The 22,280-nt window shown below is 64.7% G+C and carries 22 protein-coding genes, 2 pseudogenes and 1 riboswitch; of the genes and pseudogenes, 15 read left to right on the top strand and 9 right to left on the bottom strand.

Annotated elements, in window-relative coordinates:
• Positions 1 to 126: pseudogene (locus IV498_RS15770) on the top strand (IS982 family transposase); the annotation flags it as partial.
• 79 nt (positions 127 to 205) lie between these two features.
• On the opposite strand, the gene IV498_RS15765 reads toward IV498_RS15770, so the two are convergent.
• A complete protein-coding gene (locus IV498_RS15765; RefSeq protein WP_269048042.1) occupies positions 206 to 925 on the bottom strand; it encodes an SCO1664 family protein in 720 nt (239 codons plus the stop codon).
• Complete coding sequence (locus tag IV498_RS15760) at positions 922 to 1,587, bottom strand: MSMEG_4193 family putative phosphomutase (RefSeq protein ID WP_269048045.1); 666 nt, start codon at positions 1,585 to 1,587, stop codon at positions 922 to 924. Before IV498_RS15760 ends, IV498_RS15765 begins: the two co-directional genes overlap by 4 nt.
• A 129-nt stretch (positions 1,588 to 1,716) precedes the next feature.
• Here IV498_RS15760 and IV498_RS15755 point away from each other — a divergent pair, with 129 nt between their 5' ends.
• Complete coding sequence (locus IV498_RS15755) at positions 1,717 to 3,105, top strand: sigma 54-interacting transcriptional regulator (RefSeq protein WP_269048041.1); 1,389 nt, start codon at positions 1,717 to 1,719, stop codon at positions 3,103 to 3,105.
• A gap of 26 nt (positions 3,106 to 3,131) precedes the next feature.
• Entirely contained in the window at positions 3,132 to 5,135 is a 2,004-nt protein-coding gene (locus tag IV498_RS15750) for a vWA domain-containing protein (RefSeq protein WP_269048040.1), read from the top strand.
• 116 nt (positions 5,136 to 5,251) lie between these two features.
• Here IV498_RS15750 and IV498_RS15745 read toward each other — a convergent pair whose 3' ends face one another.
• The gene (locus tag IV498_RS15745) at positions 5,252 to 5,962 is read right to left on the bottom strand and encodes a TetR/AcrR family transcriptional regulator (protein ID WP_269048039.1); all 711 of its coding nucleotides are present in this window, start codon (positions 5,960 to 5,962) and stop codon (positions 5,252 to 5,254) included.
• A gap of 198 nt (positions 5,963 to 6,160) precedes the next feature.
• On the opposite strand from IV498_RS15745, the gene IV498_RS15740 reads away from it, so the two are divergent.
• A complete protein-coding gene (locus IV498_RS15740; protein WP_269048038.1) occupies positions 6,161 to 6,379 on the top strand; it encodes a hypothetical protein in 219 nt (72 codons plus the stop codon).
• Positions 6,380 to 6,510: 131 nt separating this feature from the next.
• On the opposite strand, the gene IV498_RS15735 is transcribed toward IV498_RS15740, so the two are convergent.
• A complete protein-coding gene (locus tag IV498_RS15735) occupies positions 6,511 to 6,807 on the bottom strand; it encodes a hypothetical protein (RefSeq protein WP_269048037.1) in 297 nt (98 codons plus the stop codon).
• An 87-nt stretch (positions 6,808 to 6,894) separates the two neighbouring features.
• Positions 6,895 to 7,679, bottom strand: a pseudogene (locus IV498_RS15730) (uroporphyrinogen-III synthase); the annotation flags it as partial.
• A gap of 356 nt (positions 7,680 to 8,035) precedes the next feature.
• On the opposite strand from IV498_RS15730, the gene IV498_RS15725 reads away from it, so the two are divergent.
• Complete coding sequence (locus IV498_RS15725) at positions 8,036 to 9,049, top strand: isopenicillin N synthase family dioxygenase (protein WP_269048036.1); 1,014 nt, start codon at positions 8,036 to 8,038, stop codon at positions 9,047 to 9,049.
• Between the two features lie 46 nt (positions 9,050 to 9,095).
• Here IV498_RS15725 and IV498_RS15720 read toward each other — a convergent pair whose 3' ends face one another.
• The 3 genes from IV498_RS15720 to IV498_RS19110 all read right to left on the bottom strand — a co-directional run bounded on the left by IV498_RS15720 (position 9,096) and on the right by IV498_RS19110 (position 11,102).
• Positions 9,096 to 10,112, bottom strand: a complete 1,017-nt coding sequence (locus IV498_RS15720; RefSeq protein WP_269048035.1) for an App1 family protein — start codon at positions 10,110 to 10,112, stop codon at positions 9,096 to 9,098.
• Between the two features lie 194 nt (positions 10,113 to 10,306).
• Entirely contained in the window at positions 10,307 to 10,561 is a 255-nt protein-coding gene (locus IV498_RS15715; protein ID WP_269048034.1) for a CBU_0592 family membrane protein, read from the bottom strand.
• Between the two features lie 12 nt (positions 10,562 to 10,573).
• A riboswitch (guanidine-III (ykkC-III) riboswitch) is annotated at positions 10,574 to 10,640 on the bottom strand.
• 123 nt (positions 10,641 to 10,763) lie between these two features.
• Complete coding sequence (locus tag IV498_RS19110; RefSeq protein WP_442951365.1) at positions 10,764 to 11,102, bottom strand: DUF2695 domain-containing protein; 339 nt, start codon at positions 11,100 to 11,102, stop codon at positions 10,764 to 10,766.
• 249 nt (positions 11,103 to 11,351) lie between these two features.
• Here IV498_RS19110 and IV498_RS15710 point away from each other — a divergent pair, with 249 nt between their 5' ends.
• Both IV498_RS15710 and IV498_RS15705 read left to right on the top strand, forming a co-directional pair.
• Complete coding sequence (locus tag IV498_RS15710) at positions 11,352 to 14,222, top strand: ATP-dependent RNA helicase (RefSeq protein WP_442951364.1); 2,871 nt, start codon at positions 11,352 to 11,354, stop codon at positions 14,220 to 14,222.
• Positions 14,180 to 14,347 carry a hypothetical protein gene (locus IV498_RS15705; RefSeq protein WP_269048033.1) on the top strand — a complete coding sequence of 56 codons (168 nt, stop codon included), beginning with the start codon at positions 14,180 to 14,182 and terminating at the stop codon, positions 14,345 to 14,347. The genes IV498_RS15710 and IV498_RS15705 overlap by 43 nt, the downstream gene beginning before the upstream one ends.
• A gap of 49 nt (positions 14,348 to 14,396) precedes the next feature.
• On the opposite strand, the gene IV498_RS15700 is transcribed toward IV498_RS15705, so the two are convergent.
• Positions 14,397 to 14,834 (bottom strand): hypothetical protein, encoded by a 438-nt coding sequence (locus IV498_RS15700; RefSeq protein WP_269048032.1) that lies wholly within the window; start codon positions 14,832 to 14,834, stop codon positions 14,397 to 14,399.
• A gap of 93 nt (positions 14,835 to 14,927) precedes the next feature.
• Between IV498_RS15700 and IV498_RS15695 the strand changes: the two genes are divergently transcribed.
• The 8 genes from IV498_RS15695 to IV498_RS15660 all read left to right on the top strand — a co-directional run bounded on the left by IV498_RS15695 (position 14,928) and on the right by IV498_RS15660 (position 22,146).
• Positions 14,928 to 15,500: a TetR/AcrR family transcriptional regulator gene (locus IV498_RS15695; protein WP_269048031.1), complete on the top strand. Its 573-nt coding sequence runs from the start codon at positions 14,928 to 14,930 to the stop codon at positions 15,498 to 15,500.
• A gap of 379 nt (positions 15,501 to 15,879) precedes the next feature.
• Complete coding sequence (locus tag IV498_RS15690) at positions 15,880 to 16,764, top strand: SRPBCC family protein (RefSeq protein WP_269048030.1); 885 nt, start codon at positions 15,880 to 15,882, stop codon at positions 16,762 to 16,764.
• 130 nt (positions 16,765 to 16,894) lie between these two features.
• The gene (locus IV498_RS15685; RefSeq protein ID WP_269048043.1) at positions 16,895 to 18,076 is read left to right on the top strand and encodes a M20 family metallopeptidase; all 1,182 of its coding nucleotides are present in this window, start codon (positions 16,895 to 16,897) and stop codon (positions 18,074 to 18,076) included.
• 34 nt (positions 18,077 to 18,110) lie between these two features.
• Positions 18,111 to 19,046, top strand: coding sequence for an ABC transporter substrate-binding protein (locus IV498_RS15680; protein ID WP_269048029.1), 936 nt, complete (start codon positions 18,111 to 18,113; stop codon positions 19,044 to 19,046).
• A gap of 94 nt (positions 19,047 to 19,140) precedes the next feature.
• Complete coding sequence (locus IV498_RS15675; RefSeq protein WP_269048028.1) at positions 19,141 to 20,100, top strand: alkaline phosphatase family protein; 960 nt, start codon at positions 19,141 to 19,143, stop codon at positions 20,098 to 20,100.
• 87 nt (positions 20,101 to 20,187) lie between these two features.
• Complete coding sequence (locus IV498_RS15670; RefSeq protein WP_269048027.1) at positions 20,188 to 20,649, top strand: hypothetical protein; 462 nt, start codon at positions 20,188 to 20,190, stop codon at positions 20,647 to 20,649.
• Between the two features lie 168 nt (positions 20,650 to 20,817).
• Positions 20,818 to 21,033 carry a hypothetical protein gene (locus IV498_RS15665; protein ID WP_269048026.1) on the top strand — a complete coding sequence of 72 codons (216 nt, stop codon included), beginning with the start codon at positions 20,818 to 20,820 and terminating at the stop codon, positions 21,031 to 21,033.
• A gap of 309 nt (positions 21,034 to 21,342) precedes the next feature.
• Positions 21,343 to 22,146, top strand: a complete 804-nt coding sequence (locus IV498_RS15660) for an FAD-binding oxidoreductase (protein WP_269048025.1) — start codon at positions 21,343 to 21,345, stop codon at positions 22,144 to 22,146.
• Positions 22,147 to 22,280 lie beyond the last annotated feature (134 nt).

The raw sequence follows: 22,280 nt of genomic DNA, 5'->3' as shown, positions 1-22,280 counted from the left end.
GGGCGGACACCCGCCGGCGTCACCGCCCGCGTCGTCCAACGCCTGCTGGCCCTGACCGCAGCGATCTGGCACAACGATCGGATCGGCCAAGCTGTGCGTCGCTCCATGACCGCCTACGATCACTGACCCTTGGAATTATTCATCTAGGCTATCGGCAGCGTCCAGCGTCGGTGGCTGCGGTCGGCCGGGTGCGTGGTCCTGCCGGCTACACGAGCGGCCAGGGGTAGCGCATGCCGGTGGGGTCGACCGGCAGCACCGGCTCACGCAGCAGCCGCTGCACCCGGTGCCGCAGCGCGGTGACCTCCATATCGTCGACGAGCTCGGCGACGCCGTCAGGCACTGCGTCGGCGAGCGGGGAGATGTCCTCGAGCAGGGCATCCGGGATGGGGTCGCCGGCGAAGTCCCAGATCACGGTGCGCAGTTTGAAGCCTGCCGAGAAGCACAGCCCATGATCAATGCCCCACACGTGCCCGTCGGGATCGCGCAGCACATGCCCGCTCTTGCGGTCGGTGTTGTTGGCGATGTAATCGAACAGGGCCATCTGTGCCAAGGCACGATGGGTTTCCGGGGCGTCCGCGTACAGGGTGAAGTAGTGCTCGCGCACGTCGCTGTCAACGAACCACTGCAGCGATCCGCTGCCCAGGGGGCAGTCCTCACGAATCACAGTCGCCGGGACAATGCCCCACGACAGGCGCTCACTGAGAAGGTAGGCCGCGCGTTCGCGCCGGTACAGTCCGGGTTCAAAATCGGACAGCGGCCGCTCTCCGGCCTCCGGTTTGTAGACCGCCCATGCCGCGTCGTCGCGGCAGGAGACCTGGACGAGGAATGTTGCGTTGGTGCTGTGCAGGATGCGCCCAAGCAGCTCGACGTGGCCCTCGGCGAGCAGAGTCAGCTCCCGGCCGGGACACGGTTCGTGCTCTGTCATGACGCCCTCAGCCCACTTAATGGGTCCTGGGTTGAGTTGACCATGAGGACGGCGGGTGGCTGGCCCGGCGCATAAGAGATGACCGAGACCGAACCCGGGCTGATGACGATCCGCTGGAAGTGGTCCAACTGCGTGCCAAGGGCGTGGGCGACGGCGGCCTTGATCGGGTCGGCATGGCAGAAGCCGACGACGACGCCCCCGGCGTGGGCGGCGCACAGCGCCTCGAGTGTCTCCACCATTCGAGCCTGCATCTGCACGAAGCTCTCTCCGCCTGGAAAGCGGAAGGCCGATGGGCTCTGCTGTACGGTCTGCCATTGGGGCAAGGCCGCGACTTTGGCTAGTGCGGCGCCGGTCCACTCGCCAAAGTCGCACTCGTTCAGGCCCACGTTCTGCTGAACCTCCAGGCCGGTTTGGGCCGCGGTGGGCTCTGCCGTCTCGCGTGCGCGCTCCATCGGCGAGGAATAGATGCCGTCAACCGCAAGACCAGCGAGCCGTTCCGCGATCCGTTCGGCCTGGGCCCGGCCGCGGTCGGACAGGTGCAGTCCCGGAGCGCGCCCGGGCAGCACCGTACCCGTCGTGGGCGTCTCCCCATGCCGCACCAGGAGAAGCAGGGTGCTTAGCCGTGTTGGCGGTGCCGACGGCGTTGCTGCAGTCATCAGCATCAAGCGTAAGTGCTTTGACAGTTTTGTGCCTGCCGGAACCAGAAAGAATTCCATGTACGGTTCACTGCACTTTCCAGATTGTGCTGATCTTTCTCGATTCACCGCACCCGCAAGGACTAACGTGGGGGTGTGAATGATCGTCCCGAACTCTTCAGCGTCGGTGAACTGCGTGCAGCCGGCCATGTCCACAAGGACCTGCGCAGGGAGATCCGCGACAATCTGCTCGCCGCGCTCGCCGCGGGCCGCGACCCGTGGCCCGGGATCTTCGGTTTCAGCCGGACCGTCCTTCCCCAGCTGGAACGCGCCCTGATTGCCGGCCACGACGTCATCCTGCTCGGTGAGCGCGGGCAGGGCAAGACGAGGCTCCTGCGCACCCTGGTCGGGCTGCTCGATGAGTGGTCGCCGGTGATCGAGGGATCGGAACTGAACGAGCACCCGTATGAACCCATCACGGAGCAGTCCCGGGTCCGGGCGCTCGCTGAGGGGGCCCAACTGCGCGTGGCGTGGCGCCACCGCTCGGAACGGTACGTCGAGAAGCTCGCCACCCCGGATACTTCCGTCGCCGACCTGATTGGTGACGTGGACCCGATGCGGGTTGCCGAGGGCCGCCGGCTCGGGGACCCGGAAACCATCCACTACGGATTGGTTCCGCGCGCCAACCGCGGCATCGTGGGCATCAATGAATTGCCCGATCTCGCCGAGCGGATCCAGGTTGCCATGCTCAACGTGATGGAGGAGCGCGATATCCAGATCCGGGGATACGTGCTGCGGCTGCCGCTCGATGTCCTCGTGGTCGCGTCTGCCAACCCCGAGGACTACACCAACCGCGGCCGGATCATCACCCCGCTGAAGGACCGCTTCGGCGCCGAGATCCGCACGCACTACCCCATAGAGCTGGACGACGAGGTCGCTGTCATCGCGCAGGAGGGGCGGCTGGTCTCCGACGTCCCGCCCGTTCTGCTGGAGATCCTGGCCCGCTACACCCGCGCGCTGCGGCAGTCCTCGTCCGTCAACCAGAGTTCCGGCGTCTCGGCGCGGTTCGCCATCGCCGGCGCCGAAACAGTCGCCGCTGCGGCCCTGCGTCGGGCCACCGTGCGCGGGGAGGACACGGCGGTCGCGCGGATCGTCGACCTCGAAAGCGCAGTTGAAGTCCTCACCGGCAAGATCGAGTTCGAATCGGGGGAGGAGGGGCGTGAACAAGCGGTCCTCGATCACCTCCTGCGCACAGCCACCGCCGAAGCCGTGCGCGTGCACTACCGTGGTCTCGACTTCGGCCCTCTTGTTGCCGCGCTCGACGGCCACATGACCGTGACCACCGGCGAAGAAGTCACGGCGCGGGAGTTCCTCGAAAACCTTCCTTCCCTTAATGGTTCCGGCCTCTACGATGAGATCGGGGCGCGGCTGGACGCGACGAACGACGGGCAGCGTGCAGCCGCCATCGAACTGGCATTGGAAGGCCTCTACCTCGCCCGGCGGATCTCCAAGGAGTCCGGCGACGGGGAGACGATCTACGGCTAGATAAAGGGAAAGGAAGAGGCAGCAACATGGCCGCTCACAACCGGTCCTCCAGGTACAGCCGGTATGCCGGAGGGCCCGACCCGCTCGCTCCGCCGGTGGACTTGGCCGAGGCGCTGGACGCGGTCGCCGAGGACGTGATGGCAGGCTACTCGCCTGAGCGGGCCCTGCAGGAGTTCCTGCGGCGCGGTGGCCGGAACCGGGAGGGGCTGGACGACCTCGCCGGCCGTGTCCAGCAGCGCCGCCGTGATCTGCTCAGCCACCACCGGCTGGATGGCACCCTTAACGAGGTCCGGAAGCTTCTGGACATGGCGGTGCTGGCGGAGCGCAAGCAGCTCGCCCGCGACGTCGAAATGGACAACACCGACCGGGCATTCCGGGAGATGCAGCTGCAGAGCTTGCCCGATTCCACGGCAGCGGCGGTCAATGAGCTCGCCTCCTACGACTGGCAATCGGACACCGCCAGGGAAGCCTACGAGCGGATCAAGGACCTGCTGGGCAGGGAGGTCCTTGACCAGAGGTTCGCTGGTATGAAGCAAGCCCTTGAGAGTGCCACTGACGAGGACCGTGCGGCCGTGAGCGGAATGCTGGCCGACGTCAACGAACTGCTCGACAAACACCGTCGCGGCGAGGACACCGACGCTGACTTCCAGGAGTTCATGGGCCGGCACGGCCGCTTCTTTCCGGAGGATCCACAATCGGTCGAGGAGCTGATTGATGCCCTCGCGCGGCGCGCCGCCGCGGCCCAACGCCTCCTGCAATCCATGTCCGCGGAGCAGCGCGATGAACTGATGCGGCTGTCGTCCCAGGCGTTCGGTTCGCCCGAGCTGATGAGCCAGCTCGACCAGCTGGATTCGAGCCTGCGCGCCCTTCGCCCCGGCGAGGACTGGAGCGGATCCGAACGCTTCGAGGGTCAGGAGGGACTCGGGCTGGGCGACGGCACGGGCGTGCTCCAGGACCTTGCCGACCTGGACGAGCTGGCCGAACAGCTCTCCCAGTCCTACAACGGATCACGGCTGGACGAGCTGGATCTGGACGCGCTGGCCCGCCAACTCGGACCCGATGCTGCGGTTTCAGCACGCACGCTCGCCGAGATCGAGCGCGCAATGCAGGACGGGGGCTACCTGCGGCATGGTGCCGACGGCGACCTCCAGTTATCCCCCCAAGCGATGCGGCGGCTTGGAAAGTCGCTGTTGCGGGACACCGCCAAGCAGCTGTCCGGCCAGCAGGGGCGCCGCGATACCCGTGCTGCCGGGGCCGCCGGTGAGCAGACCGGCTCCAGCCGTGAGTGGCAATTCGGCGATGCCGAGCCGTGGGACGTCACGCGCACCATCACCAACGCCATCCGCCGCACCATCGCCGACGGCGGTGACCCTGGTTCCGGCCTGCGCCTGGTGGTGGGGGACATTGAAGTGACGGAAACGGAGGCACGTACCCAGGCCGCCGTCGTCCTGCTCGTCGACGTGTCATTCTCGATGGCCGCCGAGGGGCGGTGGCTGCCGATGAAACGCACCGCGCTCGCGCTGCACCACCTCGTCTCAACCCGGTTCCGTGGGGACAGGCTGGCGCTGATCACCTTCGGCCGCTATGCGCAGTCCATGGACATCGGCGCTCTCACCGCCCTGCCGGCGGTCCGTACGCAGGGAACGAACCTGCATCACGGTTTGCTGCTGGCCCACCGTTTCTTTTCCCAGCACCGGTCAATGCAGCCCGTCCTCCTCGTGGTGACCGACGGAGAGCCCACCGCGCACCTGACGGCGGAGGGTGAGGCGTGGTTCTCCTGGCCGCCCGAACCGGAAACAATCCGGGTCACGGTGACCGAACTCGACCGGCTCGGCCAGGCAGGCACCCAGGTGACGTTCTTTCGGCTTGGCGAGGACCCCGGTCTGGACCGGTTTGTGCAGGGAATGGCCCGCCGAATCGACGGGCGCGTCGTCGCGCCCGACCCTGCGGACCTCGGAGCAGCGGTTGTGGGGGAGTATCTTCGCGCCCATTTCCGCGGACCGTACGGGAACGCCGACTGGGCTTCATGACCGGTCCATGGCCTGCGGGCTCGGCCGTGCCGCAGGCGGGGGCGGCAGACAGGCTCTGCCAGTCGCCGTCGTTGAACCTCGAGGCCCTGGCGCTAAAGGGGATCCGCCGCAGCGGCTTAGGACTCTGCCAGCAGCCCGATACGTTCGATCAGGACTTCCAAAGATTCTTCGAATTCCTCGGCTGACCGGTCCTCCGACAGCTGCGCCTGCATCCTATGGATATGCGGGAAGGCCGTCAGATCTGTCGCCGACCGAGGTTTCGAGGGATCCGCGCTCTCTTCGGGTCCGATGTCCGCCCCATGTGATGCAACCTCAAGCAACAGGTGACCCAGGAGGAAACTGCTGAAGCCGCGGTAGGCGGCAACGGCCGGCTTGTCGGAGAAGCCCGAGGATGTTAGGGCGGCCAGAAACGAGTCCGTCCACCGCAGGCTGCGCAGCGGTGGCCGGATCCACGGGGCCTCCGGCGGCCTGGTCGCGATCAGCGGGAACACCTGAGGGTGGGTGAGGGCGAGCCGACGCAGCCCATGGGCCAATCGAATGAGATAGTCCTGCCAGCCATTGGCGGCGTCGCCGGGAACTTCGGGGTCCTGGAACAGATCGTTGATCACGCGCTCGACGATGCCGTCCATGAGGTCGTCCCGCGAAGGAACATAGCGGTACAGGGCCATGGCCTCAACGCCGAGCTCCGCGCCGAGCTTACGCATGGTGAGTTGCCGTAAGCCGTAATTTTCGATGTAAGCCGCTCCTGCGTCCAGGATCCGGTTACGGTTGAGACCGTGTTCTTCGTCGTCGGGCTGTATATTCTCCTGCTGGAGCGAGTCTGCCATGGAGAGGATTCCTTCCCTGCATATGGGACCAGTCTACGTTCCCCCAGCAACGCACCGAGCCCCCGCCCTCGACCAGCTGTTGACGTTCCGGGCGGTTTACACTGTAAACTAAAGGCGGGCTCAAGACGCAGGGCTCGTCGCCGCAGCTCCGACGGACAGGAGTTGAGGAAAAATTTCGTAGACCAGAAGGACGCAGGAATGGACGAACCATTGGTTCAAGTGTGGGCTGCCGCAGCAGATCTCGAAAGCCTCGCAGCTGATGTCGACAGGGCCACGCTCGGGCTCGATATTGCGATCGCCGATGCTATCGCCGCAGAGCGGGACGTGACGGAAATACGGGCGGCCGCCAACCTGACGGAAGTCGAATTCCAGGACAGGATTGACGCTGCGCGGGATCGCGCCGTCCTGATGGAATAACCAGAAGGTGGCTCCGCCGGCTCAGCGGTTCTTCCCCAGGCTGGGCAAATGAACCGTTGCGGTCCTGACACCTGCGTTTGAGCTGACCGACGCGGCGGACTTCGATCTCCCGCTGTTTAGTGAGCCGGCGGTCAGGTGTCGGGTCCCGGCGTGAAGTAACTGTGTACGTCGTAGTAGGTGACCTTGGGCGCTGAGGGAATACCTGCCTCTTGGCTGAGCGGGCCGATCTGCTCCTTGGCGAACTTGTCGTACTGCTCGCGGGACTGCCAAAGGTCCGTAATGAGAATTCCGGCTTCGGTCTCCGCAGCCCAATGTGAGATTCCACCCGGCGCGCCCGGCCCGCCGGAGACGAGACCCATCTTGGCGATGACGTCGTCGTACTGCTTCAAGGTGCCACCTTGAAATTCCATGGTGATTGCGACTGTCATTTCCTGCTCCTTACAACCTGCAGGCCCACAGGTTGCGGCCCGCGGATGAACCGATACGGCCCGTAATACGCCTAGCCGCCCGGTTTGTCAACGGCTTATAGCTGCGCCGTCCGGAAGGGCCGCGCGCAGCCGACTGACTGTCATGTCCAGCGCGTGACCGGCACCACCCTGATCCAATAACCGCACCAGAGACTCGCGCGGGAGCACTGATCCCGCTGCCTCCATCACGGCACGCACGACGAGCAGGGGCGCGGGCGCCAACTCCAACCGGACACCGTTGACGCGCAGCGCGCGCCCGCGCAGTTCCAACTCTCCGGCCTGCGAGTGCACCCTGCGGACGCCGGTCCGCTCCAGGTGTTCGCAGCCCAGGCGGATCAGCGCGCCCATCCGGAACCGTTCCGGAACCAGCGGCGTGATTCCGGCGTCCAGCAGGGGCTTGGCAGTTACGGGCCCTACAGCGGCGGCGACAACCGAGGTCCTGAAGCTTTCGACGAGTGCCTCATAGCGTCCCGTTTCGTGCGCGGTGCTCCAAAGCGCATCCACGGCTGGGGCGCTGGTGAACGTCAAAATGTCCAGCTCGCGACGGCAGACCGCGTCGACGAGCTTGGGCAGCAGATTTTCGCCCTCCGGCGCACCCAGCGGTATGGCGTGACCGTCAGCACGGTGGCCCCGGCGGCCCGCAGCCGATCCAGCTGCTTAACATCGGTGAAGCCGTGCAGTTGGACGGCGATGACTTTTCCAGCCAGGGGTGGGCTGCCGTCCGTGGCCCCCTCGTCGAACAACAGGTCGACAAGGGTGGCCGTGGTTTCGTCGCTGCTGATGCCGACGTCATGGAGGCCGGCTGCGCGTACGGCTCCCCGCGCTTTCTCCCCGGAGCCAGAGGCGGCGAACCAATGCCAGCAGACCAGCTTTAACCTGGGTCGCAACTGCATCGATCTTAAGGAGGCAATCAAGGATCTGTTGATCAGTCAGTCCGTCCCAATAGACGAGCTCCGCATCCTCTGCCGCTCTCTGCGCAGGCAGGTTTTCCTTGTCGAGGAGGTCGTTGCAGGCGCCTACGCACTCATTGCAGATGTAAATACCCGCCCCCGAAGATCGCTTGACCGGGCATTCAGGAACTGAACGACATATTTCGACATGTTGATGCATCCCCGGTCCCTCCTGCTCCGTAACATTGGGGTAATTACAGAGGTTAGCTTGCGAAGTTCGACGAAAAGGACTAGAGACGATGCCACTCGAAACACTGCCCGTACTTGACTACTCGCGCTTGGCTGCCGGAGCGGAGGAAGCATCCCGATTTCGGGAGGACCTGCGAAATGCCATGCACGAGGTGGGTTTCCTGTACCTGGCAGGTCATGGCGTTCCGCAGTCACTGACAGACGCAATGCTGGATGTCTCCAGGCGTTTCTTCGAACTCAGTGAGGAACAGAAGCTTGCGGTCGAGAACGTCCACAGCCCGCAATTCAGGGGTTACACGCGTGTCGGCGGTGAACTGACGGACGGTGAAGTTGACTGGCGCGAGCAGATCGACATCGGGGTCGAACGGGAGGCGATAGAGCCGGGTCCGGGAGTCGCCGATTATTGGCGCCTCGAAGGGGCCAACCTGTGGCCCGATGCGCTGCCCGAAATGCGGGACATTGTTTCGGAGTGGACCCGGCAACTGAGCACCATCTCACTCACACTGCTGCGGGCGCTGGCGGTGTCGCTCGGAGCGCCTGAGGACACCTTCGACGAGGCATTCGCCGCACGGGCTTTCCCACTGCTCAAGGTGGTGCGGTATCCGGGGGAGTCCGACCCGGAACCAAAGCAGGGGGTCGGCTCGCACCGCGACGGAGGAGTGCTGACGCTGCTGCTGGTGGAGCCCGGGAAGGGCGGACTTCAGGTCGATTACCAAGGACAGTGGATCGACGCGCCGCAGGTGCCCGGAACATTTGTGGTCAACATAGGCGAGATGCTTGAGCTGGCAACGAACGGCTACCTCAAGGCAACGCTGCACCGGGTGATCTCTCCGCTTCGCGGCACCGACAGGATCTCGCTCCCTTTCTTCTACAATCCGGCGCTGGACGCAACAATGCCGCAGCTCGCGCTGAGCCCGGAGTTTCTTGCCGACGCGCGCGGCCTGTCGGTGGATCCAACGAACAGTCCAATTTTGGAAACCTACGGAGACAACGCCCTGCGCTATCGATTTCGCGCCCACCCGAATGTCGTTGCGGTGCACCATGCAGACCTGCTGAAGCGCTGACAAGGTCCCTGCAAACCAACAGGTGCGGCGAGCGGCGGCCGTTTTCCTAGATGACGCCCGCTTGGCGAAGTTGCTTGGCCAGACTGGCCCCATCGGGTGCATACGCAAATCGGATCGTCGCCGGTTCACCGCCAGCAGCGCCGCCATCGGTGGCACTGCTGGCGCCGCCGTCGTGGGAGGTTCCTCCTGCTAGAACGGCTTCGCCGGGGGACAGTTGCCGGATGGCCACCGCCGCAACGTTCTCCGGATGAAGGCGGGAGAACTCCGTGTAAATTTTCTCGTCATGCTGGCCGTTATCACCGATAAGAAGCCAGCGTATGGAAGGGAATTCACGGGCAAGGCGTTCGAGGTTGCTGCGTTTGTGCTCGATGCCGCTGCGGAACCATCGTTCCTGCGTCAATCCCCAATCCGTTAGCAGCAACGCGCCGGACGGATACATGTTTCGGCCCAGGAAACGTTCCAGGGTCGGCGCCGCATTCCAAGGCCCGGTGGAGAGATAGATTACCGGGGCATCCGGGTGCTCGATGGCAAGTCTGTCCATCAGTACGGCCATGCCTGGCGTCGGCGTTCGTGCTCTTTCGCTGAGCACGAACGTGTTCCAGAGGGCCAGGAAGGGCCTCGGCAGCGCGGTGACCATGATGGTGTCATCAATATCGCAAACGATTCCGAATGAAGTATCCGGATCGGCGATGAAGATCCGGGCCTGCGCGGGTTCGGTGCCGGCCGCACTCAAGGCGGCGGTGTGCCAGCCAGGTTCCAGCTGTACATCCACCACCGTGTCCACCAGTCCGCCCAGATCTGCTTGCACACGGTGTACGACGCCGCCTACCTCAATCTCGACGTCGGCGTTTTGGATGGGGACTCCGAGGAACGCGCGCCAGCCGCGGATATTTTGGTTTCCGGATTTGGCCGCACGTTCTGCCCGACTTCCGGAAACAGGCTGGGTTGCCAGCAGGACCCGCCCCAGAACCCTCATACGCGTGGTGGTTCCGTAGGACGGGTAGGCGACCACTTGCGGAACGCTGTTCCAGTGCTTGGCCAGCCGCGTCCGCAGACCGTGCAAGGCGCTTCCCAACTGGACCGCACAGCGAAAAACTGGACGGACAGTTGACGCAGGATCCTTCGGCCGTAATTTCATGTTTCAACTGTGCCATACCCCCGCCGATCACCACCGCTTCCGGCGCAGTCCGGCTGTCCACCGAAGGCCCGGCGCCGTCCGGCCGGTCGCCGAAGGTTCGGCGCGCGGCGCTCAGCGTCCTATGGTTCGGGCGTGACTGGTTTCCGCCGGGACAGGACGCTGACGAGGCTGATGGCGGACACGATCGCCCACACGCCTTCCAGGAGCAGGAATCCCCATTGCGATCCAAAGACGGCGTTGACCGCCAGGACGGCTGAACCGATGGTGTTCAGGACAAGGTAACGAACAGATTTTTGGTCCAGGAATCCCCACTGGGCGAGGGCGAATCCTGCCAGCACCAACAGTGATCCAATTATTTGAATGAGTTGTCCCACAACGACCTTCCATCAATGTCGTCTTGTCTCGCCGGGTACGACATCCCTCGTCCGCTGGCCCCGACAAACTCGAGACCGTATGGCAAAGCCTAGTCGACCTGAGCCGCTTGCCGATCCGAGGCAATCGATTCCCTGCCTCTGATTCAGTTCTACGATTCCACCGGTGGGGATGGCCAGCTCAATACAGGTCGGGACGGTCAAATTAATACCGTCGCATTCTGAGCCATAGACCGCACGGCTGGACGGAATTCTTCCGAACGCCCCGGCAGACGGGCATGGGTTGCTCAATCACGTCCCCGAATTCGTCCTGCGCAAAGTGGACCGGATTTGGCTCATAGGCGTTCAGGAAAATTTCGCAATCGCAGTACGCTCCCATGGCTCCCAGGCGCCGGGCCAAGGCCGTGGCGTGCGGCGCGTGCTCGTCCCGGTACCGAGTTGTCCAGCCCAGTCCGCGGCAGCCAAACTCGAGCATGCGCATGACATAGCAGACCAGACATTCGCCGGGCCACGCCGCAGTGAGAAGGATGGAGCTTAAGCGCATCTGGCTCTCCAACTCCGCCACAATCGGCTGCCCGTCTTGTCCATCTTCCATCTGTCTGCTCCCTTCCAAGAAGAGACTGCCAGCTGAGGGCAGCCGGCGGAATGAGCTCATGACCGTAGGTGCACAGCCGGGTGGGCGGCGCCGCTTGTGGAGGGGGAGTGGTCCCCCGCTGCCGCCAAAAGCGTCCGGATTCGCTCGCCGGCGTCACCGGGGCATAGTTGGCGTCCAAAGTGCGGGCACAATGGATGCGTGGCCTCTCCGCTCGAACCCTTGGACTCCGCGTGCACCCATGGGCTTTTCGACTTGGCCGCCCTCGGTGTGGGTCTGTCCTTTGCCACTGCGTTGCCGCTGCTCGCCGACGCCTTGCGCGCCGGCGGAGGGCCAGGTTCGGCGGTGGTGCAGGCGCCACCGGGCGCGGGAAAAACCACCCTCGTTCCGCCGCTGCTCGCCAACATGGCGGCCAGCGCCAGGGCTGCGGCCGCCGGCACCGGTGTTGGTTCCGGCGCCAGTTCCGCAGCCAGCCGGGCTGTCGGCACCGGTGTCCCTTCCGGTGCCAGTTCCGCCCCCGGGGCCGGGCAGCGGGGGAGTGGAGCCCCGCCACGCATCGTGGTGACCCAGCCGCGCCGTGTTGCAGCGCGTTCGGCGGCCCGGCGTCTTGCCGCCCTGGATGGCAGCCTGCTCGGGGTCCGGGTGGGATATACCGTTCGCGGGGAGCGCCAGACCGGGCCAACGACGCTGATCGAGTTCGTCACTCCGGGAATCCTGCTGCGCCGCCTGCTCGCCGATCCGGGGCTGGAAGGGGTCGACGCGGTCGTTCTGGATGAAGTACACGAACGCGGGCTCGAGACGGACCTGCTGCTCGGGATGCTCGGCGAGGTCCGCCAGCTCCGTGGTGACCTCACGTTCGTGGCCATGTCCGCAACCTTGGACGCGCAGCGGTTCGCCGCCCTGATCGGACAGTACGACGGCGAAGGGCCGGCCGCCGTCGTCGACAGTCCATCCGCTCTCTTTGCGCTAGACGTGCGTTGGGCGCCGGCGGCGGTACCGCGGCTTGCTGGAGGAGGAGTGGCACGAGGGTTCCTGGACCATGTGGCGGACACTGCCGCTGCCGAATATGCCGGAGCACTTGCTGCCGATGCGGACATTGACGCGCTGGTGTTCCTCCCGGGGGCGTGGGAGGTGATGCAGGTGGCGGCTCGACTGCGCGGGCTGGTCGGTCCGGGCATCGAAGTACTGGAACTGCACGGCCAGGTTGGCCCGGCGGCACAGGACCGCGCAGTCAGTGCCCGGCTGCCCGGCGGGTCCGCGCGGGTCATCGTCTCCACGGGGCTGGCCGAATCTTCCCTCACCGTTCCCGGGGTCCGGCTGGTCATCGATTCGGGCCTTTCCCGCGAGCCGCGGCGCGACTCCACCCGCGGCATGTCGGGGCTGGTGACAGTCTCCTGCTCGCGCGCATCCGCGGACCAGCGTGCCGGCCGGGCCGCGCGCCAGGGGCCCGGGAGGGTAGTCCGTTGCTACGACCAGAAAACCTTTGGCGCTGCGCCGGAACACCGAACCCCGGAAATTGCCACCGCCGACTTGACCGAAGCCGCCCTGCTGCTGGCCTGTTGGGGATCTCCCGGAGGCCGGGGGCTGACGCTGCCGGATGCTCCTCCACGGGCCGCTATGGATGAGGCCATGGAACTTCTGCGCGATCTCGGCGCCGTTGGCTCGGATGGTCTGGCCACGAGACTGGGAAGGAAACTGGCAGGTATTCCCGCCGATCCCCGGCTGGCCCGCGCCCTGCTGGACGGAGCTGCGGCCGTGGGCCACCGCACCGCGGCGGAGACCGTCGCGATGGTTTCCAGTGATCAGCGCGCCCCCGGAGCTGACCTCACAACGCTGTTGACGTCTTTGCGGACCGGGAAGGAACCGGCATCGCGGCGCTGGATCGAGGACGTCCGGCGGATGGAGGCGATAGCTCGGCGGACTGGCTCTGCCGCAGGGTTGTCCCAAATCGCCGTGCCGCAGCCAGCCGAGGTTCCGTCCCCGGCGGACGTGCCATCGCACATCGCAGTGCCGCAACCGGCGGACGTGCCATCGCATATCGCCGGGCCGTCCCGTGCCGCCCGGCAGGTGGCTTCGGCGGAGGCAGTGGGATTCGTCGTCGCCTTGGCATTTCCGGACCGGGTGGCACGACTCGTGCCTGGGGCTGGGCGGCAGAGCTACCTGCTCTCCTCCGGCACGCGGGCCGGGCTGCCGGCGGGCAGCCCGCTGTCGGGGCACGAGTGGCTGGCCATCGCCGAGGTGACGCGGGCACAGGGCCGCGACGCGGCCGGAACCGGCGCCGTCATCCGTTCCGCGGCGCCGCTCACGGCGGACACCGCGGAGGCAGCCGCCCGGCATCTGTGCAGCGATACGGTGCAGGCGCGGTTCGGCCAGGGCCGGGTCACGGCCCGGCGCGAACGCCGGCTTGGAGCCATTGTGCTCTCGTCCACGCCGGTTCGGCCCTCCGCTGTGGAGGGACAGGCCGCCGTTGCGCGTGCGCTGGAGCAGGAGGGGCTGAAGATCATTGGCTGGTCCGCCGCAGCGGACGCGCTGCGGCGTCGTCTCGGCCTGCTGCACCGGGAATTGGGCGCCCCGTGGCCGGACGTTTCCGAGCCGGCCCTGCTGGCCCGGCTGGAAGAGTGGCTGGCCCCGGAACTGAAGGCCTTGGCAGCCGGGGCGGGCACCGCCGGGATCGATCTGGCTGAGCCGCTGCGGCGGCTGCTGCCATGGCCGGAAGCGGCCCGACTGAGCGAGCTCGCACCGGAGCGGCTGGAGGTTCCGAGCGGATCGCGGGTGCGGATCGCCTACCCGGACGTGGCGGACGACGGCGGCCGGCCGGTGGTGGCGGTTAAGCTGCAGGAGTGCTTCGGCTGGGCCCGGACGCCGCGGCTGGCGGATGGAAGGGTTCTGGTGCTGTTCCACCTGCTCTCACCGGCCCGGCAGCCACTGGCCATGACCGACGATCTGGCTTCCTTCTGGTCAGGACCTTATGCCCAGGTCCGGGCGCAGATGCGAGGCCGCTATCCGAAGCATCCCTGGCCGGAGGACCCTTGGACGGCGCCGGCGACGGCACGGACCAAGGGCAGGACCTGACCTGGCCGGACCTGACCTGGCTGGACTTGACCTGGCTGGACTTGACCTGGCTGGACTTGACCTGGCTGGACTTGACCTGCCGGCCGTCGTCGTCGTCGTTGTCCTTAAGACTGCTGCAGATTTAGGGTCCAGTTCTGGCCAACCAGATCATGGCCGAAATTTTGATGGTGCTCCTCATCGACGAGCTCGAACCCGGCATCCTGGTAGATTTTCCGTGCGGCTGTCAAAACATCGTTCGTCCATAAAGTGATGCGCCGGTAACGGCCTGCCGCGCAAACTCAACACACGTATCGACCAGGCGGCGCCCCAGCCCGCGCCCAAGTCCCGCGGGATCCACGAGCAGAATGCGCAGCTTGGCTGTGGTTGAATCTTCGCCACGCAGAAAACGCATCCCACCCGGCGACCGTCCAGCTCGGCAATCCAGGCCGCCTCGCGCCGGTCATCGTGACTCGTGCCGAAGCTGGCAACGATTTGGCCCACGAGGGCTTCGAATTCGGAATTCCAGCCGAATTCCTGCGCGTAAAGTTCTCCGTGCGCCAGGACCACCCAGCCCAGATCGCCCGGATGGCCGATCCGGCGGACAACTTCCTGGTCCTTTTGGGTTGCTCTCATGGCAGGTTCTCTCCTGGTGGAGACGGCGTCCCGGAACGACTGAAACGACTGTTTCAGTCGTGTCATACTAATAGCGTGAGTGGCTTGGAATCAATGCCTTCGGTCCGAAAGCTGGACCTGCTGGAACGCTCTTACCAATACGTCCTTCTCCACGGCCTGGTGGATCTTTCGCTGCGCCCGCTTGCCGCGGCGATCGGTTCCAGCCCCCGCGTCCTGCTGTTCCTGTTCGGCAGCAAGGACGGCTTGACGCGGGCGCTGCTGGACCGGGCCCGCGCCGACGAATTGGCGCTCCTGGAGCGCTTGCGTCCGGCGGGGACACAGCATCCGCCCGGGCTGGAGGTCGTCGCCGTGCAAGTTTGGTCATGGCTGTCGATGCCCGAGCACCGGGCCCTGCTGACGCTCTGGGTTGAAGGATATGCCCGGTCGCTGGCTGATGCCGAGGGCGTATGGGCCGATTTTGCCCGCGCAACGGTCGAGGACTGGATGGCTGTTTTGGCGGCAGCCCAGCCGCCGGCCGAACGTGTCAGCACAGCCGGCCGGGCGCGGCGGACATTGGTGCTCGCCGTCCTTCGCGGCGCCTTGCTGGATCTGCTGGCAACCGAGGATATCGAGCGCACCACCGCGGCTGTCCGCCAGCATGTTGAAACTCCGCCGCAACGGCGCTGACGCTTCGGCACAACCGCCGCAGGGGAACAATGCGCCTCCGCTCCCGCCGGTTGCGCCGCCGCGCGTGCTCATTACGCCTCCGCTCCCGCCTCTTGCGCCTTCGCGCGTGCTCATTACGCCTCCGCTCCCGCCCATTGCGCCTTCGCGCGTGCCGTCGTCGTCGAACGCAATGTCACGGACTTTGTCCTTGTGTCATGCCCCGCGCCGCGCCAGGTGGTTGGCTTCCCGGGTGCGCCCCGGCGCGGGCCGCGTGTGACCCGTCCGCTGCGAACCGGAGTTGCGGTGATGGCCGGAAAGCAGGGGACCGGCGTAAGGTAAGCATACTGACGGATTCCATTCCTTTTCGTCATTCCCAGTTGTTTTAGTCAAAGGAGACGCTGTGAGCACGAAAGTAGAGAAAAGCGTACTGGTGAACGTTCCGGTGAGCGTTGCCTATAACCAGTGGACCCAGTTCGAGGACTTCCCGCACTTTATGGCCGGCGTTAAAAGCGTGTCCCATCTCAGCGATGACCGTTTTGAGTGGGTCGCTGAAATCGCCGGCGTCCGCCGCCGGTGGGAGGCGAAAATCGTGGAGCAGATTCCGGATCGCATGGTCGCCTGGGCAGCGGTCGAGGGTGCGACAAATGCGGGTTCGGTTTCCTTCGAGGACGTTGGCGGCGGCCAAACGTCGCTGCGTCTCACCCTCGACTATGAGCCGGAAGGCGTGACGGAGAAAATCGGCGACAAACTGAACGTGATCGAGAAACAGGCCGAGGGTGACCTGAACCGGTTCAAGGCATTTATCGAGGACGAGGGCTACGCCAGTGGCGCATGGCGGGGGTCGATCAACAACGGTGCCGTCGCCGGATCGCCGGATGTCGAAGATGCGGCCGCATCGCGGGGCGACAGTGGTAAGGCGGGGGTGTCGGGGAAGGTCGCTGCCGGCGTGGGGCTGGCTGCCGCCGGAGCTGCCGCAGCCGCCGTGGCAGTCGCGCACAACAAGGACACTGCAGATACTGCGGACGTGCCGGTGCGGCCATCACCCAGCGGAGAGTCCGGCCGTTTCATCACGGCAGAGGACGCAGTGGGAGGTCATCATCAGGGATCCGAGCCCGCCGGGGACGGGCCCATCGATCATCCCTTTGACCAGACGAACGGCCTCGCCGATATTGACGGCGATTCGGACGGTACGGCGGAGAGCGACACGAAGAGTTCAGCAGAGCGCGACGACGACACCGGCCGGGGAGGCTTTCCGCCCAACGTAGCGGCAGGAGGGCAACACTAAAGCGAAGAGCACCGTCCCGGGACGGGGTCGTGTAGGTTTTCCTTATCGGCAATCACCTTAGCGGAAGCGGAACCCCTTGACCCAACCTGCAGCTCAGACGCGGGCCCGCACCCGGGAACTGGCGTTGGCCATGGCGCTGGAGCTGGCCAGCTTCCGGCGCGAACTGCACCAGATTCCCGAGTTGGGCAACACCCTTCCGATGACACAGCAGCGGGTGCTCGATGCGCTCTCCGGCTTGGACCTTGAGGTCACAACCGGCAAGAGCCTTTCGTCGGTAACCGCCGTGCTGCGCGGCCGGGCTCAGCCAGCCGGAGCCGTCCGGCCGGTGGTGCTGCTGCGCGGGGACATGGATGCCTTGCCGGTGGCGGAGGATAACCGTCTGGACTACAAATCCGGACATCCAGGGCTCATGCACGCCTGTGGCCATGATCTGCATGTTGCGGGGCTGCTGGGCGCCGTTCGGATCCTCCACCAGCTCAGGGATGAACTCGCCGGCGATGTGGTTTTCATGTTCCAGCCCGGAGAAGAGGGACCCGGTGGCGCGGCACCGATGATCGAGGAGGGATTGCTGGACGTTGCGGGCCGGCGCGTTGATGCGGCCTTCGGCCTGCACGTTTTTTCGGCGGGGCATCCATGTGGTGTCTGGTTCGGGCGCCCCGGTCCCCAGATGGCCGCAGCGGACGAACTACATGTGCGATTTATCGGCTCCGGCGGCCACGGCTCGCAGCCGCACCTGGCGAACGATCCCATTCCGGCGCTGTGCGAGGCCGTGACAGCACTGCAGACCATGGTCACGCGGTCTTTTGACGTGTTCGATCCCGTTGTCCTGACGGTTGGCAAGATCGCCAGTGGGACTCGGGACAATATTATTCCGGCGGAGGCCGCCTTTGAGGCGACGGTGCGCAGCTTCAGCGTCGAATCGAGGGCCAAGATCAGGGAAAGCAGCGTCCGTGTGGTCGAAGGCATTGCGGCCACCCACGGACTGCAGGTCCAGGCGGACTACCGGGAGGTGTATCCGGTCATGTCCAACGACGCCTCGGAATATGACTTGGCGCATCGGACGATTGTTGACCTGTTTGGCGCAGGACGTTATCGCGCCATGCCAAATCCGGAACCGGGCTCCGAAGATTTTTCCTTTATCGCCAATGAAGTGCCAAGCGCCTATCTGTTCCTGAGCGCCTGCGCCCAGGTTGACCCGTCGTCGGCCGCCTCCAACCATTCCCCGAACGCTCTTTTTGACGATTCTGTCCTGCCCGACGCTGCAGCCTGGTTGGCAGAGGTAGCCCTGCGTCGGATACAGCAAGGAGTTTAGCTATGCCATTAATTCCCCAGCAGAAAGTACGTCCATGATGCCTCCAAAGCCCGCCCTAGCGTTGAAACTCACCGCTGTACTTGCCGCTGGCCTGATGGCCCTCACGGCTTGCACCACGGCTTCCCAGAACACCGGTGGCGCCGCACCCTCCGGAGCGGCGAGCTTTAGTCCCACTGAAGTTCCCAAGGACGACGCCCTCGCCGCACAGGTCCCGGCGGACATGAAATCCAAGGGCACGCTCACCATCGGCTCGGACACCACTTATGCCCCGGCCGAGTCCCTTGGCGGTGCGGACGGACAGACTCCGGTTGGATACGACGTCGATATCGCCAAAGCGATCGGTGCCACGCTGGGACTGAAGGTCGATGTTCAAACAGCTGCCTTTGCCAGCATCCTGCCCTCCCTCGGCCCGAAGTACGATCTGGGCGTCTCGTCGTTCTACATCACGAAAGAGCGCAGCAAGGCGGTTAACTTCGTCAGCTATTTCCAGGCCGGAACGCAGTGGGCGGTTGCCAAAGGCAACCCCAAGAACATCAACCTTGACGATTTGTGCGGAAAGACCGTCGGAGTCCAGACCGGGACATTCCAGGAGAATCCGGATATTTCCGGCCGCAACGCCAAATGTAAATCCGCTGGAAAGCCTGCGATCAAGGTCGTTTCGCTGCAGAACCAGACAGATGTGACAACAAGATTGGTCACCGGCGGCGTGGACGCGATGGCTGCCGGATCCGTCGTCGTGGCTTACTCGATAGCGCAGACGGATGGGAAACTCCAAGCCCTGGGGGACGTCTATGGTGCCTCACCCGTGGGGATCGCCGTGGCAAAGGACGACCTTCCGCTGGCAAATTTGGTGGCGAAAGCGGTAAACAAGCTGATCGGCAGCGGTGATTACCAGAAGATTCTTGACTCGTGGGGAAACGGGTCAGGTGCCATAGCCACGGCGAAGGTCAATCCGCCGACCAGTAAGTAATGGATTCCTTGGACACGGACGCCGGCAGCATGCTGTCGGCGAACCGCCCGGGCGCTGGAACCGCTGCGGGACAGGGCTTGGAAAGGCAGTGCTGGTGAAGAATGGGCAGAGCGGGAGGCGCAGCGCGGTTGTCCTGGCGGCCGCGGTTCTGGCGGTGATCGCCGCAGGGTGTGCCCCGGCAGCGGGCAACGGCCCGAGACCGTCGTCGTCGGACTCCGAGCCCGCCCCGCAGCCGCAGGACTCCGCTCCAGCGGTCAGCGGCCCGGGGCTCGACCACGTTGTGATCATTGTGGAGGAAAATAAGGAAGCATCGCACATTCTGGGCAGCAGTTCTGCTCCCTACATCAATAAGCTGGCCAACGAATATGCCCTCGCAACGAACTACCAGGCCATCACGCATCCGAGCCTGCCCAATTATCTGGCACTGACCAGTGGCACGAATGCCGGCATAACCAATGACTGCAATCCGCCCGGTGGGGCTTGTACAGCACGGGTGCCTAATGTCGGGGATGCGATCGCAAAATCCGGCCGCAGCTGGAAGATGTACGCTGAAAGCATGCCCGCTCCGTGCACGGCCGGGAACGCCGGACGGTACGCCGTCAAGCACAACCCGTTCATGTACTATCCGTCCATCACGAGGGACAACGCATCGTGTGCGGCGCATGTCGTGCCCTTCACACAGCTGGAGCAGGATCTGGGGTCCGCCGCCACCCTTCCGGACTATGCATTCATCAGTCCTGATCTGTGCAGCGACATGCACGACTGCCCGGTGCAGACGGGGGATGAGTGGCTCTCCCGGGAGGTCCCCGCCATCTTGGCCTCGCCTGCCTTCAGCACCCAGAATTCCCTCCTGGTGGTGACCTGGGACGAAGGGGACAAAGCGAGCAATAAAGTTTTGGCCATTTTCGCCGGACCGGCGGCACGAAGGTCATTTAAATCGGCGGTGGCTTACAACCACTATTCCCTTCTGCACACCATCGAACAATCCTGGGGCATCGCGCCGATGACAGGCAATGACGCCAACGCGCCCGTCATGAGCGACCTGATGAAATAGCCCCGCTGGCGGCCGTCCGTAGGGAACTGCTGCCTGCTCATCAGGAACCGCTGCCCATCCGCGACCGCGGCGTATATCGTAAGCACCATGGCAACTTCCGCATTCGACGGCCCCGATGCCCCTCACCAACGTCCACCAAGCGTCACGGACGCGACGGTCGAGGCGCTGGGCAAGCTGTCCGAGGCCCTGGAAGTTGTCGAACACGCACGGGGTTACCTTTACGGATTTCACCGCCTGACGGGTACCGCGGATCTGGCGCTGGGGGAGGCGGTTGGACTGCTCCGCAAAGCCGGACATAGCCAGTTGGCGGACATGTTGGACCGGGATATTGTGGGCCGCAATGTCATCAGCGGTCGCTGGACGTTCCAAATCATAGAGGATTACGACGACGGCTACTACAGCGCGTTCAAGGCTGCGGAAAAGCAGGCCCGCAGGGAACTCTTGGACGGCAAGCGCCACCTCTTCGAGGCCGAAATGAAGGAAGATCGCCGCTCGCACGGCCTTGCGCACCATGAGGCGCGGCCCCCGGAAACGGAACGCGGGCCCTAGCGCCCGACGGTGGGCAGATACTGGACCGGAAAGTTCCGCAAATGACAGTTGCAGGGCTGCTGCAACCGATGCATGGTCCCGATTTTGGGAAAAATCTATCCACGGAAACGTCCCGCTCATGCCAGACTGGAAAGGCACATCCGTAACGTCAATCCAAAGGTGGTCACCATGATTGAAAAACTTCACGATATGGGCATTAAAAGTGAATACGCCTATGCGGGCGGCTTCGCCTCCATCGCTTTGTCTTTCATCGCCTGGGCTTCCAGCCAAGCCAAAGACAGCCGCGATAAAGCTCAATCGGACCGTTGGGGAATCTTCGTTGGCCATTGGGCTCCGACCTTCTTCGCCATTGGCCTCGCACTGAAACTCGAGGAAAAGAAGTAATTTCCTCCACGTCCGCCCGGGTGCACCTGCCATGGTGCACCCGGGCGGTCCGCTGCCGCCCGAAGTTCCCCGACCGGGGACTGCCGACCGACACTCTGGTATTTGCGTAGACGCAATGCTAAGTTGAACGCAATTGAATTGCCGGCCAGGCTGTCCGGCTGCCGGGTAGAAGGGAAGCGGACAGCAGTTAGCGACCGCCATGGGAGGCGGACATGGACGAAGCCCACGCAGAACGTGTGGTCCACCCTCGGCTGAAACAGGTCCGAATGCCCGGAACGGGCCGCCCGCAAAATCCAGCCGGGACCGTCCATGAACCGCGTTGACCTTCCAGCGCCGGTGGTTCGACCGGCAAATCCAGCGGAAACGTCATCCGGTCTTGACCTGGCTGGCCTCGAGCGGGATTTGAGGGCTCGGGTTCAGGGCGAGGTCCGTTTCGACGCGGGCTCCCGGGGTGCCTATTCAACCGACGCCTCGAATTACCGCCAGATTCCCATCTGCGTTGTCGTGCCGCAGACGGTGGAGGCTGCGGCGCAGGCCATGCTGGTTTGCAGGGACCACGGCGCTCCAGTCCTGTCCCGGGGCGGCGGGACCAGCCTGGCTGGTCAGTGCACCAACACCGCGGTGGTGATCGACTTTTCCAAATACGTCAACGCTCTGATTTCCGTGGACCCGGAAGGACGTACCTGTTGGGTGGAACCGGGCATCGTGCTGGACGAGCTCAATGGCCAGGTGGGCAGCTATGGCCTCAGTTTCGGTCCGGAACCTGCCACGCACAACCATTGCACGCTCGGTGGGATGATCGGCAATAATTCCTGCGGGGCCACGGCGCAGCGGACCGGCAAGACGGTGGATAACGTCCTGGCGCTGGAGGTGATGCTGCCCGACGGGACGCGAATGGAGGTTGGCGGGACCAGTGATCAGGAGTATGCGGACATTGTCCGTTCCGGCGGGCGCACGGGGGAGATTTACCGGCAGTTGCGGGAACTGGCCAGCCGCTGCGGTGACGCCGTACGGCAGGGGTATCCGGAGATTCCGCGCCGGGTGTCGGGTTACAACCTGGATTCGCTGCTGCCGGAAAAGAACTTTCATGTAGCCCAGGCCCAGGACTCCTGACATGGTCATTTAATTTGTGAGTGGCGCTGCCGTCATTTGATCTCGAATCGTAGGATTCGGTTCGAGCCCGGGTAGCGGGTCTCGGTGGTGGTGAGGTGGTTGCAGAGCTCACTGACCGCGGTGGTTGCCCGTCG

The sequence above is a fragment of the Paenarthrobacter sp. Z7-10 genome (assembly GCF_026932795.1).
Lineage (GTDB): Bacteria > Actinomycetota > Actinomycetes > Actinomycetales > Micrococcaceae > Arthrobacter_M.
The sequence above is the reverse complement of the archived record's forward strand: the minus strand, read 5'-3'. Positions and strand labels throughout refer to the sequence as shown.

Excerpts from the sequence above, each read along its gene's own strand:
- IV498_RS15765 (WP_269048042.1), bottom strand. The coding sequence starts at position 925 with ATGACAGAGCACGAACCGTGTCCCGGCCGGGAGCTGACTCTGCTCGCC.
- IV498_RS15760 (WP_269048045.1), bottom strand. The coding sequence starts at position 1,587 with ATGCTGATGACTGCAGCAACGCCGTCGGCACCGCCAACACGGCTAAGC.
- IV498_RS15750 (WP_269048040.1), top strand. The coding sequence starts at position 3,132 with ATGGCCGCTCACAACCGGTCCTCCAGGTACAGCCGGTATGCCGGAGGG.
- IV498_RS15745 (WP_269048039.1), bottom strand. The coding sequence starts at position 5,962 with ATGGCAGACTCGCTCCAGCAGGAGAATATACAGCCCGACGACGAAGAA.
- IV498_RS15740 (WP_269048038.1), top strand. The coding sequence starts at position 6,161 with ATGGACGAACCATTGGTTCAAGTGTGGGCTGCCGCAGCAGATCTCGAA.
- IV498_RS15735 (WP_269048037.1), bottom strand. The coding sequence starts at position 6,807 with ATGACAGTCGCAATCACCATGGAATTTCAAGGTGGCACCTTGAAGCAG.
- IV498_RS15725 (WP_269048036.1), top strand. The coding sequence starts at position 8,036 with ATGCCACTCGAAACACTGCCCGTACTTGACTACTCGCGCTTGGCTGCC.
- IV498_RS19110 (WP_442951365.1), bottom strand. The coding sequence starts at position 11,102 with ATGCGCTTAAGCTCCATCCTTCTCACTGCGGCGTGGCCCGGCGAATGT.
- IV498_RS15700 (WP_269048032.1), bottom strand. The coding sequence starts at position 14,834 with ATGAGAGCAACCCAAAAGGACCAGGAAGTTGTCCGCCGGATCGGCCAT.
- IV498_RS15695 (WP_269048031.1), top strand. The coding sequence starts at position 14,928 with ATGCCTTCGGTCCGAAAGCTGGACCTGCTGGAACGCTCTTACCAATAC.
- IV498_RS15685 (WP_269048043.1), top strand. The coding sequence starts at position 16,895 with ATGGCGCTGGAGCTGGCCAGCTTCCGGCGCGAACTGCACCAGATTCCC.
- IV498_RS15680 (WP_269048029.1), top strand. The coding sequence starts at position 18,111 with ATGATGCCTCCAAAGCCCGCCCTAGCGTTGAAACTCACCGCTGTACTT.
- IV498_RS15670 (WP_269048027.1), top strand. The coding sequence starts at position 20,188 with ATGGCAACTTCCGCATTCGACGGCCCCGATGCCCCTCACCAACGTCCA.
- IV498_RS15665 (WP_269048026.1), top strand. The coding sequence starts at position 20,818 with ATGATTGAAAAACTTCACGATATGGGCATTAAAAGTGAATACGCCTAT.
- IV498_RS15660 (WP_269048025.1), top strand. The coding sequence starts at position 21,343 with ATGAACCGCGTTGACCTTCCAGCGCCGGTGGTTCGACCGGCAAATCCA.